Genomic DNA, 12,391 nt, shown 5'->3' on the forward strand with positions numbered 1-12,391 from the left:
GCCCTTTCAGTTTTCGCTTTTCATCCTCTTTAGCGGCAGTCACCCGGCTGGAAAACACTCAAACGGCGGGGCGCTCAGGCTTCCAGCCGTTTGAGAAGCCGCTCGCGGGTGGGTTCGTCACAAAAGGCGGCGCGGGCGGCGTCGGTGTTGATGGCGCGGAAATCCGCCTCAGACCAGTCAAAGGCCCGGGCCAGCGCCTCGTATTCGCGGGTGTTGGAGGTGTGGAAGAAGGGCGGGTCATCGGTGGACAGCGTGATGCCTACGCCGCGTTCGCGCAGCCGGGCCACCGGATGGGCCGCGAAGGAGGGGTAAAGCCCCAGTGCCACGTTCGAGCCCGGGCAGACCTCCAGCACGATGCCGCGCTCTGCCAGTTCATCCACCAGCGCCAGGTCTTCGATCGCCCGCACACCATGGCCGATCCGTTCAACCCGCAGATGCGTCAGCGCGTCGCGCACCGATTGCGGCCCGCCCCATTCCCCGGCATGCGCCGTCAGCCGCAGGCCAGCCTCGCGCGCCATGTCAAACGCATAGGTGAAATCGCGGGGATGGCCCATGGCTTCATTGCCGGCGATGCCAAAGCCGGTGATGAAATCGCCCGCCGTTTCAGCCGCACAACGCGCGACGGCGCGGGCTTTTCGCGGGCCGAAATGGCGGATGCAGGTAACCACACCGCGAAGCGTGATGCCCATGGTGTTCTCAGCCTGCTGCGCGGCCTCCTCGATGGCGTGCAGGTATTCGCGCCATGCCGAAAGATCGCCGCCACCGCAGAAATCGGGCGAGAGGAAAACCTCGGAATAGATCACCCCGTCGCGCGCGCTCTGCTCCAGCACGGCAAGGGTCAGGCGAAGGAAGTCTTCGGGGGTCTGAAGGGTGGTGGAGGCGGCTTCATAGACCTTCAGGAAATCGGGGAAATCGCGGTAACGGTAATGGCCGTGGTCATCAAAGATGCCCGCTATGTCGATGTGCTTTTCCTTGGCCAGCCCGCGGATGAAGCCGGGCGGCGCGGCGCCTTCAAGGTGCAGATGCAGCTCAACCTTGGGCAGGGCGGGGTCGATCCGTTCGGGTATGTCCGTTCTGTCATTCCGTGCAGTCATGGCAGAAAACTCCTTCCCGGGCCGCGCTGGCCAAGGCCCAGATGCGCCGCCACCGTTGCCGCCACATCGACGAAGGCGCAAGGCCCGATCTGCCCCGCGCCATAGCCCCAGCACAGAACCGGCACCCGCTCTCGCGTGTGGTCGGTGCCGTGCCAGGTGGGATCATTGCCGTGATCAGCCGTGAAAATCGCCAGATCGCCGGGCCTCAGCCGTGCCAGAAACGCCCCGGCCTGTGTATCAAACCGCTCCAGCGCGCGGGCGTATCCGGCCACGTCGCGCGGGTGGCCATAAAGGCTGTCAAACTCCACAAGGTTGCAAAAGGTGAAGGATCCGGCCTGGGCCTGCGCTGCCAGCCTGTGGAGATGTTGAATAAGGTCGCTGTCGGTTTTGCCCTTATGGCTGGCACTGATCCCCTGACCGGAGAAGATATCGCTGATCTTGCCGATCGCATGCACCATGCGCCCCTCGGCCCGCGCCCAGTCCATCAGGGTGGGCGAGGGTGGCGCGATGGCATAGTCGCGCCGGTTGGCCGTGCGGGTGAAATTGCCGGGCGTGCCGGTGAATGGCCGGGCGATCACCCGGCCCACGCGGCGCGCGTGCAGCGCGGGGGCGAGATCGGCGCAGAGCTGATAGAGGCGCTCCAGCCCGAAGGCCTCTTCATGCGCGGCGATCTGGAACACGCTGTCGGCTGAGGTGTAGCAGATCGGCCAGAGGGTGCGCACATGTTCCTCACCCAGTTCGCGCATGATCGTCAGACCGGCGGAGTGGCGGTTGCCCAGAATACCCGCCGTGCCGGAATGGCGCAGTACCTGCGCCACCAGTTCATCGTCAAAGCTGGGCGCGGAAGCGGGGAAATAGGCCCAGTCCCACGGCACCGGCACCCCAACCAGTTCCCAGTGGCCTGAGGGGGTGTCCTTGCCGCGCGACACTTCGGTGGCGGCACCCCATAACCCCGTCGGTTCGGCCCCCAGCCCCGGCACCTGCATGCCAGAGGCCAGCGTCAGAGCGCGGCCCAGCCCCAGCCCGTCCAACACCGGCAGGTGAAGGGGCCCGGCGCGGCCGGTATCGGCGCGGCCAGCGGCGCATTCAGCCGCGATATGGCCCAGCGTATTGGCGCCCGTATCGCCGAAATCGGCGGCATCGGGGGCGCCGCCGATGCCGACGGAATCAAGCACGATGAGGAAGGCACGGCTCATGCGATACGCTCATGCACCAGCGGGGCGCGCTGCCCGCCCGGCCCGGTCCGGTAGGCTGCACGCAGCGCGGCGGCGGCAGTCCGCGCGCTGCCCTCGTCGGCGGCATGGACGCGGCCCAAGGGCTGGCCCGCGCCGACAGAGTCGCCGGGTCTGGCGAGGCCGGTAAAGCCGACACGATGGTCGATCCTGTCGCCCGCGCGCTGCCGTCCGCCGCCAAGGGCCACCACCGCCAGCCCCACGGCGCGGGTGTCGATGCGGAAAACATTGCCGCTGCTTTCAGGAAAAACATCACGCTGCACCGGCGCCGCGGGCAGATAGCGCGCCCAGTTCCCGATGAAATCCGCCGGGCCGCCCTGCGCCGCAACCATCCTGCCGAACCGCTCTGCCGCCGCGCCCGAGCGCAGTGCGGTGTCGATCCGCGCACTGCCGTCCTGCGCATCGGTGGCGACACCCGCCAGCGCCAGCGCCTCGCCGCCCAATGCGCAGGTCAAGGTCCAGATGTCGGTGTTCAGCCCTTCCAGCGTGAGGGTGCGCATGACTTCCGCCACCTCCAGTGCATTGCCCGCAACCCCGCTCAGCGGCGCGTCCATGTCGGTGATCAGGGCCGAGGCCCGGCAGCCCGCGCCTTTGGCGGTGTCCACCAGCGCATGTGCCAGCGCGCGGGTCTCCTTTGCCCCCGGCAGGAAAGCGCCCGAGCCGGTCTTGACGTCCAGCACCAGCGCATCAAGCCCCGCCGCAAGCTTCTTGGACAGGATCGAGGCGGTGATCAGGTCGATGGAATCTACCGTCGCCGTCACATCGCGGATCGCATAAAGCCGCTTGTCGGCGGGGGCGATGCGGCTGGTGGCGCCGACAATGGCGCAGCCGACATCGCGGGTGATGGCGCGCAGGCGCTCCTCTGGCTGATCAACCATATACCCGGGGATCGATTCCAGCTTGTCGAGCGTGCCGCCGGTATGGCCCAGCCCGCGCCCCGAAACCATCGGAACAAAGACCCCGCAGGCGGCAAGTGCCGGGGCCAGCGCCAGGCTGATGCAATCGCCCACCCCGCCGGTTGAATGCTTGTCCACCACCGGGCCGGGCAGATCCCAGACCAACACATCCCCCGAATCGCGCATGCCTTCGGTCAGTGCGGTGCGCGCAATGGGGGTGAGGCCGCGCAGCTTGACCGCCATGGCAAAGGCTCCGGCCTGCGCATCCGACACCGCGCCATCGGCCAGCCCGCGCGCGAACCAGCGCAGGGCGTCCGGCCGTGCCGAGGCATCAATCACCGACTGGATGACGCCTGCGGCACTGGTCATGCGCGGCTCATATGGTCGGGCGAAAAGGCCCCGGGCAGCAGTTGCGCCATGGTCATGGTCAGGGTCTGGCCATCGGTGGTCGCCATGGTCACCGGCACGTCGGCGCCCGCGAACTCGGCCAGTTTCTGGCGACAGCCGCCGCAGGGCGGGCAGGGCGCGGGGGCATCGGCCACCACGAAAACCTCGATGATTTCGGTGTCGCCCCCCGCTATCATGGCGGCGATCGCCCCCGCTTCGGCGCAGGTACCCTGTGGGTAGGCAACGTTTTCGACGTTGCAGCCCTGATAGACCGTGCCGGAGCGCGCCCGGATCGCCGCGCCCACCTTGAAGCGCGAATAGGGAACATAGGCGTTTTCACGCACGGAAAGGGCAGCGTTGAGCAGGGACATGAAAGGGCTCCGGTTCACGGGCTGTTTGCGATAACCTTCCTACGCGGGCGAGTCAGTTTCAAGCCCGCGCGGCGGTGTCCTTGCGACAAGCAACTTGAAACGGTGGTTGCTTCCGGGGTATCACTGATCTTGTGGTAATAGTTTAATATTAAACTTGTTTCATGATGCCCGGGGAGGGGTCTGTGATGATCGACAGAAGCAGCGAAATCTTCCGCCAGACTGCACTGGATTATCATGAATTTCCACGGCCAGGAAAGCTGGAGATCCGCGCCACCAAACCGCTTGCCAATGGCCGCGATCTGGCGCGCGCCTATTCGCCCGGCGTGGCGGAGGCCTGCCTTGAAATCGCGGCAGACCCGGCCAATGCCTCACGGTTCACGGCGCGCGGCAATCTGGTGGCGGTGGTCACCAATGGTACGGCAGTGCTGGGGCTGGGCAATATCGGCCCGCTGGCGTCCAAGCCGGTGATGGAAGGCAAGGCGGTTCTGTTCAAGAAATTCGCCAATATCGACTGTTTCGATATCGAGCTGAACGAATCCGACCCGGTGAAGCTGGCCGAAATCGTGTGCGCGCTGGAGCCGACCTTTGGCGCGATCAATCTGGAAGACATCAAGGCGCCCGATTGCTTCATTGTCGAGCGGATCTGCCGGGAGCGGATGGGCATTCCGGTGTTCCACGATGACCAGCACGGCACGGCCATCGTGGTGGGTGCGGCGGCGGTGAATGCGCTGCATCTGACGGGGCGCAAGTTTGACGAGATCAAGGTGGTGTCCACCGGCGGCGGCGCGGCAGGGATTGCCTGCCTCAACATGCTGCTGAAGCTGGGCGTCAGGCGTGAGAATATCTGGCTGTGCGATATTCACGGGCTGGTTCATCTGGGCCGCGACGTGGATATGAACCCTGAGAAGGCGGCCTTTGCGCAGGCATCCGATCTGCGCGATCTGGGGCAGGTGATCGACGGGGCCGATCTGTTTCTGGGGCTGTCCGGCCCCAATGTTCTGACGCCTGAGATGGTGGCGCGGATGAATGAGCGCCCGATCGTCTTTGCGCTGGCCAACCCGACGCCCGAGATCATGCCCGATGCGGTGCGCGCGGTTGCGCCCGGGGCGATCGTGGCGACCGGGCGCAGCGATTTTCCCAATCAGGTCAATAACGTGCTGTGCTTCCCCTTTATCTTTCGCGGTGCGCTGGATGTCGGTGCCGTCGAGATCAACGACGCGATGCAGATCGCCTGTGTGGAGGGAATCGCGCAACTGGCGCGGGTCACCACATCGGCGGAAACGGCGGCGGCGTATCGTGGCGAGACGCTGAGCTTTGGCCCGGAGTACCTGATCCCCAAGCCGTTCGATTCGCGGCTGATGGGCGTGGTGGCCACCGCCGTGGCCCGTGCCGCAATGGAAACCGGCGTGGCGGCGCGCCCGCTGGAGGATATCGAGGCCTACAAGCACAAGCTGGACAGTTCGGTCTTCCGCTCTGCCATGCTGATGCGCCCGGTGTTCGATGCGGCGAAAAGTGCCGCGCGCCGGATCGTGTTTGCCGAGGGGGAGGATGAGCGCGTGTTGCGGGCCGCGCAGGCGATGATGGAGGAAACCACCGAGGTTCCCATCCTGATCGGTCGCCCCGATGTGATCGCACGGCGCTGTGAGCGGGCGGGCCTGCCGATCCGGCCTGAGCGCGATTTCGAGATTGTGAACCCCGAAAATGACCCGCGCTACCGTGAATACTGGGAAACCTATCACGGGCTGATGGAGCGGCGCGGCGTGACGCCGGATGTGGCAAAGGCAATCCTGCGCACCAACACCACCGCGATTGCCGCGATCATGGTGCATCGCAACGAGGCGGACAGCATGATCTGCGGCGCCTTCGGCCAGTATCTGTGGCACCTGAATTATGTACGCGAGGTTCTGGCGCGGGACGGGCTGCGCCCGGTGGGTGCGCTCAGTCTGGTGATCCAGTCTGAGGGGCCGCTGTTCATCGCCGATACGCAGATCAACGCCGAACCCACGCCCGAGCAGATCGCGGAAACGGTGATCGGTGCAGCACGGCATGCGCGGCGTTTCGGTGTGACACCCAAGATCGCGCTGTGCTCGCATTCGCAGTTTGGCACGCTGGATACCTCCTCCGGGCGGCGGATGCGCGGCGCGATGGAGATTCTTGAGGCGATGGGGCTGGAATGCGAATATGAGGGCGAGATGCATGTCGACGCGGCGCTGGACCCTGAGCTGCGCGAACGGATCTTCCCGCGCTCACGGCTGACCGGGGCGGCGAACATACTGGTCTTTTCCTCGACCGATGCCGCCAGCGCCGTGCGCAACATTCTCAAAGCGCGCGCCGGTGGGCTGGAAGTGGGGCCGATCCTGATGGGGATGGGCAACCGCGCGCATATCGTCACCCCGTCGATCACCGCGCGCGGGCTGCTGAACATGTCCGCCATCGCCGGAACGCCGGTGTCGGTTTACGGCTGAGGGGCGATTCGCCTCTGCAAACTCGTCGCCCGTAGTTTGCAAACTACGGGCGCACCCTGGCCTTGCCCTGTTGGATTCGCGCGGTTTGCAAATGTTGCTGCGACATCCCGCCGCGATTGTGCAAATATTGCCGCTCCTACGACCAATGTCTGCCGGTAACAGCGTTGCGTGATGATCCTGACCTCGCGTAACTGACTATCGGGTCCGAGGAGGAGAGTTTCATGCAATACGCAGATTTGCACCGCTGGTCGATCGCCGATCCTGAAGGGTTCTGGATGGAGCAGGCAAAGGCCATCGACTGGGTCGAAGCGCCGCGCCAGGCCCTGTTTGACGCCCGCGCACCGATCTATGAATGGTTCCGGGATTCGCGCGTCAACACCTGCTGGAATGCCGTTGACCGGCATGTGAAGGCCGGGCGGGGGGAGCAACTGGCGCTGATCTATGACAGCCCGGTCACCCATACCAAGCAGACCATCACCTACCGTGAACTGCTTGAGCGGGTGTCGATGCTGGCCGGGGCGCTGAAGGCGCGCGGGGTGGAAAAGGGCGACCGCGTTGTCATCTACATGCCGATGATCCCGCAGGCGGTGGAGGCGATGCTGGCCTGCGCGCGGCTGGGCGCGATCCATTCGGTGGTGTTCGGCGGTTTCGCCGCGCGCGAACTGGCGGCCCGCATCGACGATGCCACGCCCAAGGTGATTATTGCTGCGTCCTGCGGGATAGAGCCGGGGCGGGTGGTGCATTACAAACCCCTGCTGGACAAGGCCATCGACGAGGCCACCCACAAGCCTGATTTCTGCGTGATCTACCAGCGCGAGCAGGAGGTGGCGAAGCTGACCGAAGGGCGCGATCTGGACTGGCACGGCTTCCAGTTTGGCGTCACGCCTGCCGATTGTGTTCCGGTCGAAGGCGATCATCCGGCGTATATTCTCTACACCTCGGGCACGACGGGCCAGCCCAAGGGGGTGATCCGCGCCACCGCCGGCTATCTGGTCGCGCTCGCCTGGACGATGAAGAACCATTACAACGTCAGCCCCGGCGAGGTGTTCTGGACAGCCTCGGATGTCGGCTGGGTGGTGGGGCACAGTTATATCGTCTATGGCCCGCTTTTGCATGGCGCCACCAGCATCGTGTTTGAGGGCAAGCCCGTAGGCACGCCCGATGCGGGCACCTTCTGGCGGGTGATCGAGGAATATGGCGTGGTCAGTTTCTTCACTGCGCCCACCGCCTTCCGCGCGATCAAGCGTGAAGACCCGACGGGCGAGTTTGTCGGGAAGTACGACACCACAAGCCTGCGCTGCCTGTATCTGGCAGGTGAGCGGGCGGACCCTGACACGGTGCAATGGGCGCAGGAAAAGCTGAAGGTTCCGGTGATTGATCACTGGTGGCAGACGGAAACCGGCTGGCCGATCTGCGGCAACCCGCAGGGGTATGAGCCGCTGCCGGTGAAGGTGGGCAGCCCCTCGGTGCCGATGCCGGGTTATGATGTTCAGGTGCTGGATGAAGGCGGCAAGCCGGTGAAGCGCGGCGAGCTGGGCGCCATCGCCCTCAGGCTGCCATTGCCGCCCGGAACCCTGCCGAACCTGTGGAACGCCGAGGCGCGGTTCGTCAAATCCTATCTCTCGACCTTCCCGGGATATTACGAGACGGGGGATGCAGGTTATATTGATGACGATGGTTACGTTTATATCATGGCGCGCACCGATGACGTGATCAATGTCGCCGGTCACCGGCTTTCGACGGGCGCGATGGAAGAGGTGCTGGCGGCGCATCCCGATGTTGGGGAATGCGCGGTGATCGGGGTCAAGGACGCGCTGAAGGGTCAGCTTCCGCTGGGGTTTCTGTGCCTCAACAAGGGTGTGGAGCGTGACCCTGATGCGGTGGCCAGGGATTGCGTGACGCTGGTGCGTGACAAGATCGGCCCGGTCGCGGCCTTCAAGCTGGCGGTGGTTGTCGATCGGCTGCCAAAGACCCGCTCGGGCAAGATCCTGCGGGCAACCATGGCCAAGATCGCCGATGCCGAACCGTTCCGGATTCCCGCCACAATTGATGACCCGGCGATCCTTGACGAGATTGCGACTGCCCTGAAAAGGCTTGGCTATCCAAAGGGATGAGCACCTGAACCCGCTTCCGGCGCGGGCCGCTGCCATTCTGCGGCCCGCGCCACGACAAAGACCAATTCATCCCTTGATTGTGCCAGGGATTGGCGACACAGTGTTTACGGTAGTAGTTGAGATATGTTATTTACATGAATGAAAACCACCTGATTGATGACGACGCGGCGCCGTTTGCGCAAAACATTGACCAATCCATTCTGAGCGGCATTCTTGCCATGGGAGATGAGAGAATGCGGCTTGATCTGTGCGATCAGCTTCTGGCCGATTTCACGCGGATGGCAGACGGCCTTGACGGGGCTGAGCCCGTGGTGGTGGCGAAGATCGCGCATGAACTGAAGGGGTTGGCCGCGACGATTGGTGCGCAGCGCCTTGCCGATCTGTCCCAGACCCTGAACAAAGCCGCCGAAAGCGTCAGCCCCTCGGCGCTTGCTGTGCTGACTTTTCCGGTGCGGCAGGAAATTGATGGCGTGCTGTCGATACTGGATTCCTGTGCGAGGGCGTTCAGGCGGCAATGAAGGATCGAACAACGCCCAAAGACACGATCCTGCTGATCGAGGACACGCCTTCGCTGCAAATGATATACGCCTCGGCACTCAACCGTGCCGGGTATGAGGTGGTGGCCTGCGGCACCGCTGCCGAGGGCATGGCCGAATTTCGCCGCCTGCGCTCGCCGGTTGTGCTGCTTGACCTGATGCTGCCTGACCGCACCGGGCTGGAGCTGATGCAGGACTTCCTCGAGATGGATCCGCATACCTGCGTGACGGTAATCACTGCCAACGGCTCCATCAACAAGGCCGTGGAGATGATGCGCGCCGGGGCGCATGAGTTTCTGGTCAAGCCCTTTGATGAACAACGCCTGCTGGCCGCCGTGGAAAACGCCCGCGGCTCGTTGCGACACCGCGTTCCCGCGCGCCCCGACAGCGCCGAGGCGACCGTGCTGGCGCCCTTCATCGGCCGCTCATCCGCAATGCAGGCCGTTTACGAGAAGATACGCTCGGTCGCGCGGTCTATGGCGACGGTGTTCATCACCGGCGAAAGCGGCACCGGCAAGGAGCTTTGCGCCGAAGCGGTACATGCCACCTCATCGCGCGCGCGCGGGCCGTTCATTGCGCTGAATTGCGGGGCGATTCCCATAGATCTGCTGGAATCGGAAGTGTTCGGCCATCTGCGCGGCTCGTTCACCGGGGCAATTTCCGACAAGATCGGCGCGGCGGCGGCGGCGGATGGCGGTACGCTGTTTCTGGATGAGATCTGCGAGATGGATCTCAACCTGCAGACCAAGCTGCTGCGTTTCCTGCAGACATCGACCATCACGCCCGTAGGTGCCACCCGGCCGCGCAAGGTCAATGTGCGCATCATCTGTGCGACCAACCGCAACCCGCTGGAAGAGGTGCGGCGCGGAAATTTCCGCGAAGATCTGTATTACCGGCTGCATGTGGTGCCGATCCATATGCCGCCCCTGCGGATGCGGGGCGAGGATGTGATCGAGATTGCGGAAACGATGGTCACCCGGATGGCGGGGGAAGAGGGGCATGTGTTTCATGGGCTGGAGCCCTCGGTGCGCGACCTGTTCCGCAACCTGCCCTGGCCCGGAAATGTGCGGCAGCTGATCAACGTGCTGCGCAATGTCGTGGTGCTCAATGACGGGCCGCTGGTCACCGCCGAGATGCTGCCGCCTGATCTGCACCCTGACCAGAAGCCCGAAAGGCCGGGCAGCACCGCTGAACCCGAAGGGCCGGGGCTGAGCGATCTGGCCGGGCGGACGCTGGCGCAGATCGAGCGCATGGTGATCGAAGAGACATTGCGCCGGCATGGTGGCTCGGTCCCGCGTGCGGCGCGTGAGCTTGATGTCTCGGCCTCGACGATCTATCGCAAGCTGGAGGCCTGGGCCAAGCAGGACACCGGCTGAACAAGGGTTGCGCCCCGATGCCTGAAAACCGCCCGGTCGTGCTGATCACCGGCTGTTCCTCCGGTATCGGACTGGACGCTGCGCGCGCACTGGCCGCGCGCGGCTGGCGGGTGTTCGCATCCTGCCGCCGGCCGGAGGATTGCGCGCGGCGGATTGCCGAGGGGCTGGAAAGCCCGCATCTGGATTACACCGACCCGCCGACCATCATTTCCGCGCTCGATGAGGTACTGGCGGCGACCGGCGGGCGGCTGGATGCGCTTTACAACAACGGTGCGCATGCCACGCCCGGCGCGGTGGAAGACCTGCCGACCGACGCACTGCGCGCCATTTTCGAAGCCAATTTCTTTGGCTGGCATGCGTTGACGCGCCGTGTGCTGCCCGTGATGCGGGCGCAGGGCTATGGCCGGGTCGTCAACTGCTCCTCCGTGCTGGGCTTCACGCCGATGAAATGGCGCGGGGCCTATGTCGCCTCGAAATACGCGCTGGAGGGGCTGACCCATGTTCTACGGCTGGAAATGCGCGATACGCCGATCCATGTGGTCCTGATCGAACCGGGGCCGATCACCAGCCGCTTCCGCGCCAATGCGGCCCTGCATTTCGAACGCTGGATCGACTGGGAAAACAGCCCTCGCGCCGGGCAATACCGCGACAGCCTGCGCAAACGCCTCTATGCCCGAAGCACAAAGCCGGACCGGTTTGAACTGCCGCCTTCCGCCGTCACCGCAAAGCTGATCCACGCGCTTGAAAGCCCCCGCCCGAAAGCGCGCTATTTCGTCACAACGCCCACCTGGGCCATGGCCATACTGGGCCGTATCCTGCCGCTGCGGCTGTTCGACTGGCTGGTGGCAAAGGGCTGAGCTGTGATAAGGGCTGGCAATGCTGCGCAAAGCCGCTACATCTGCGGCCAGTGAAAGGAGGCGCTCATGCTTCTCAGAGACCCGCTGTTCCTGGTTGCCGCCCTTGCGTCGCTGGTGGTGGTCGCGATCCTGATTGTCGGTGTCGGCAGCTTTGCCAAAGGCGGCGAGTTCAACCGCAAACATGCCAACCGCCTGATGCGCTACCGTCTGGCAGCGCAGTTCGTGGCCGTGATCCTGATCGTGGCCTTTGCCTGGTTCAAGATGGGAGGGTAAGCCATGGTCGTTCTCAACAAGATCTACACAAAGACCGGAGACGGCGGCGAAACGGCGCTGGGCAACGGCGCGCGTGTGCCGAAATATGCCCTGCGCGTTGAGGCCTATGGCACGGTTGATGAAACCAATGCGACGGTCGGTCTGGCGCGGCTGCATGCTCAGGGCGACATGGCCGAGGCGCTGGCGCGTATTCAGAACGATCTGTTCGATCTGGGCGCCGATCTTTGCCGCCCCGATATGGAAAAGGACCATGACGCCGGTTACACGCCGCTGCGCATGACCGAAACGCAGGTTGAGCGCCTTGAATCCGAGATTGACGCCATCAATGCCGGTCTTCAGCCGCTGCGCAGCTTCATCCTGCCCGGCGGCTCGGCGCTGGCGGCGCAGTTGCATCTTTGCCGCACCGTTTCCCGCCGCGCGGAACGCCTGACGGTGGAGCTTTCGCGCAACGAGAGTATCAATCCGGCGGCCCTGCGCTATCTGAACCGGCTGTCGGACTGGTTCTTCGTGGCCGGGCGCGTGGCCAATGAGAACGGCGCCACGGACATCCTTTGGGTGCCGGGCGCGAACCGCTGACGCTAACATTTCCGCAGCGCGGCAATACGCGGCGTTCGGATGCTGTTTTGTGACGATTTTTCTCTGTTGTCCCCGGTTCAGAGTGGTTAGGAAGCAGGGGCATGAATCTATCTGGCCTGCTGCGAATGCGGTAAGCCTTGAGCGAGGGAGTGGACGCGCATGAAGGTTTTGGTCCCGGTCAAGCGGGTGATCGATTACAACGTCAAGGTCCGTG

Annotated in this window: 11 protein-coding genes; 7 read left to right on the plus strand and 4 right to left on the minus strand. The window is 64.4% G+C overall.

Translation table 11 applies throughout. The features are described 5' to 3' along the window. Positions 1 to 74 precede the first annotated feature (74 nt). From V7Q53_RS15785 to V7Q53_RS15800, 4 genes are read right to left on the minus strand one after another with little or no spacing between them, the layout of a single operon-like run. Positions 75 to 1,094 (minus strand): adenosine deaminase, encoded by a 1,020-nt coding sequence (locus V7Q53_RS15785; protein ID WP_333829630.1) that lies wholly within the window; start codon positions 1,092 to 1,094, stop codon positions 75 to 77. Then, entirely contained in the window at positions 1,091 to 2,290 is a 1,200-nt protein-coding gene (locus tag V7Q53_RS15790) for a phosphopentomutase (protein ID WP_333829631.1), read from the minus strand. The genes V7Q53_RS15785 and V7Q53_RS15790 overlap by 4 nt, the downstream gene beginning before the upstream one ends. Continuing rightward, positions 2,287 to 3,591 (minus strand): thymidine phosphorylase, encoded by a 1,305-nt coding sequence (locus V7Q53_RS15795; RefSeq protein WP_333829632.1) that lies wholly within the window; start codon positions 3,589 to 3,591, stop codon positions 2,287 to 2,289. The genes V7Q53_RS15790 and V7Q53_RS15795 overlap by 4 nt, the downstream gene beginning before the upstream one ends. Continuing rightward, the gene (locus V7Q53_RS15800; RefSeq protein ID WP_333829633.1) at positions 3,588 to 3,980 is read right to left on the minus strand and encodes a cytidine deaminase; all 393 of its coding nucleotides are present in this window, start codon (positions 3,978 to 3,980) and stop codon (positions 3,588 to 3,590) included. Before V7Q53_RS15800 ends, V7Q53_RS15795 begins: the two co-directional genes overlap by 4 nt. A 185-nt stretch (positions 3,981 to 4,165) precedes the next feature. On the opposite strand from V7Q53_RS15800, the gene V7Q53_RS15805 reads away from it, so the two are divergent. The 7 genes from V7Q53_RS15805 (at position 4,166) to V7Q53_RS15835 (ending at position 12,177) form a co-directional block, all read left to right on the plus strand. Further along, on the plus strand, positions 4,166 to 6,445 hold the full coding sequence (locus V7Q53_RS15805; RefSeq protein WP_333829634.1) for an NADP-dependent malic enzyme: 2,280 nt from the start codon (positions 4,166 to 4,168) through the stop codon (positions 6,443 to 6,445). A gap of 221 nt (positions 6,446 to 6,666) precedes the next feature. After that, positions 6,667 to 8,559, plus strand: coding sequence for a propionyl-CoA synthetase (locus V7Q53_RS15810; protein ID WP_333829635.1), 1,893 nt, complete (start codon positions 6,667 to 6,669; stop codon positions 8,557 to 8,559). A gap of 134 nt (positions 8,560 to 8,693) precedes the next feature. Then, the gene (locus V7Q53_RS15815; protein WP_333829636.1) at positions 8,694 to 9,077 is read left to right on the plus strand and encodes an Hpt domain-containing protein; all 384 of its coding nucleotides are present in this window, start codon (positions 8,694 to 8,696) and stop codon (positions 9,075 to 9,077) included. Next, positions 9,074 to 10,471 carry a sigma-54-dependent transcriptional regulator gene (locus V7Q53_RS15820; RefSeq protein ID WP_333829637.1) on the plus strand — a complete coding sequence of 466 codons (1,398 nt, stop codon included), beginning with the start codon at positions 9,074 to 9,076 and terminating at the stop codon, positions 10,469 to 10,471. Before V7Q53_RS15815 ends, V7Q53_RS15820 begins: the two co-directional genes overlap by 4 nt. Before the next feature lie 17 nt (positions 10,472 to 10,488). Further along, on the plus strand, positions 10,489 to 11,328 hold the full coding sequence (locus V7Q53_RS15825; RefSeq protein ID WP_333829638.1) for an SDR family NAD(P)-dependent oxidoreductase: 840 nt from the start codon (positions 10,489 to 10,491) through the stop codon (positions 11,326 to 11,328). 66 nt (positions 11,329 to 11,394) lie between these two features. Next, a complete protein-coding gene (locus V7Q53_RS15830; RefSeq protein ID WP_333829639.1) occupies positions 11,395 to 11,601 on the plus strand; it encodes a twin transmembrane helix small protein in 207 nt (68 codons plus the stop codon). A gap of 3 nt (positions 11,602 to 11,604) precedes the next feature. Then, a complete protein-coding gene (locus V7Q53_RS15835) occupies positions 11,605 to 12,177 on the plus strand; it encodes a cob(I)yrinic acid a,c-diamide adenosyltransferase (protein WP_333829640.1) in 573 nt (190 codons plus the stop codon). The last annotated feature ends 214 nt before the right edge of the window (positions 12,178 to 12,391 follow it).

Origin of the sequence: Pararhodobacter sp. (genome assembly GCF_036802785.1) — a bacterium.
In the GTDB taxonomy this organism is placed as follows: domain Bacteria; phylum Pseudomonadota; class Alphaproteobacteria; order Rhodobacterales; family Rhodobacteraceae; genus Pararhodobacter.

Bases quoted from the DNA above. Each gene is read 5' to 3' on its own strand.
- V7Q53_RS15785 (WP_333829630.1), bottom strand. From the start codon at position 1,094: ATGACTGCACGGAATGACAGAACGGACATACCCGAACGGATCGACCCC.
- V7Q53_RS15790 (WP_333829631.1), bottom strand. From the start codon at position 2,290: ATGAGCCGTGCCTTCCTCATCGTGCTTGATTCCGTCGGCATCGGCGGC.
- V7Q53_RS15795 (WP_333829632.1), bottom strand. From the start codon at position 3,591: ATGACCAGTGCCGCAGGCGTCATCCAGTCGGTGATTGATGCCTCGGCA.
- V7Q53_RS15800 (WP_333829633.1), bottom strand. From the start codon at position 3,980: ATGTCCCTGCTCAACGCTGCCCTTTCCGTGCGTGAAAACGCCTATGTT.
- V7Q53_RS15805 (WP_333829634.1), top strand. From the start codon at position 4,166: ATGATCGACAGAAGCAGCGAAATCTTCCGCCAGACTGCACTGGATTAT.
- V7Q53_RS15810 (WP_333829635.1), top strand. From the start codon at position 6,667: ATGCAATACGCAGATTTGCACCGCTGGTCGATCGCCGATCCTGAAGGG.
- V7Q53_RS15815 (WP_333829636.1), top strand. From the start codon at position 8,694: ATGAATGAAAACCACCTGATTGATGACGACGCGGCGCCGTTTGCGCAA.
- V7Q53_RS15820 (WP_333829637.1), top strand. From the start codon at position 9,074: ATGAAGGATCGAACAACGCCCAAAGACACGATCCTGCTGATCGAGGAC.
- V7Q53_RS15825 (WP_333829638.1), top strand. From the start codon at position 10,489: ATGCCTGAAAACCGCCCGGTCGTGCTGATCACCGGCTGTTCCTCCGGT.
- V7Q53_RS15830 (WP_333829639.1), top strand. From the start codon at position 11,395: ATGCTTCTCAGAGACCCGCTGTTCCTGGTTGCCGCCCTTGCGTCGCTG.
- V7Q53_RS15835 (WP_333829640.1), top strand. From the start codon at position 11,605: ATGGTCGTTCTCAACAAGATCTACACAAAGACCGGAGACGGCGGCGAA.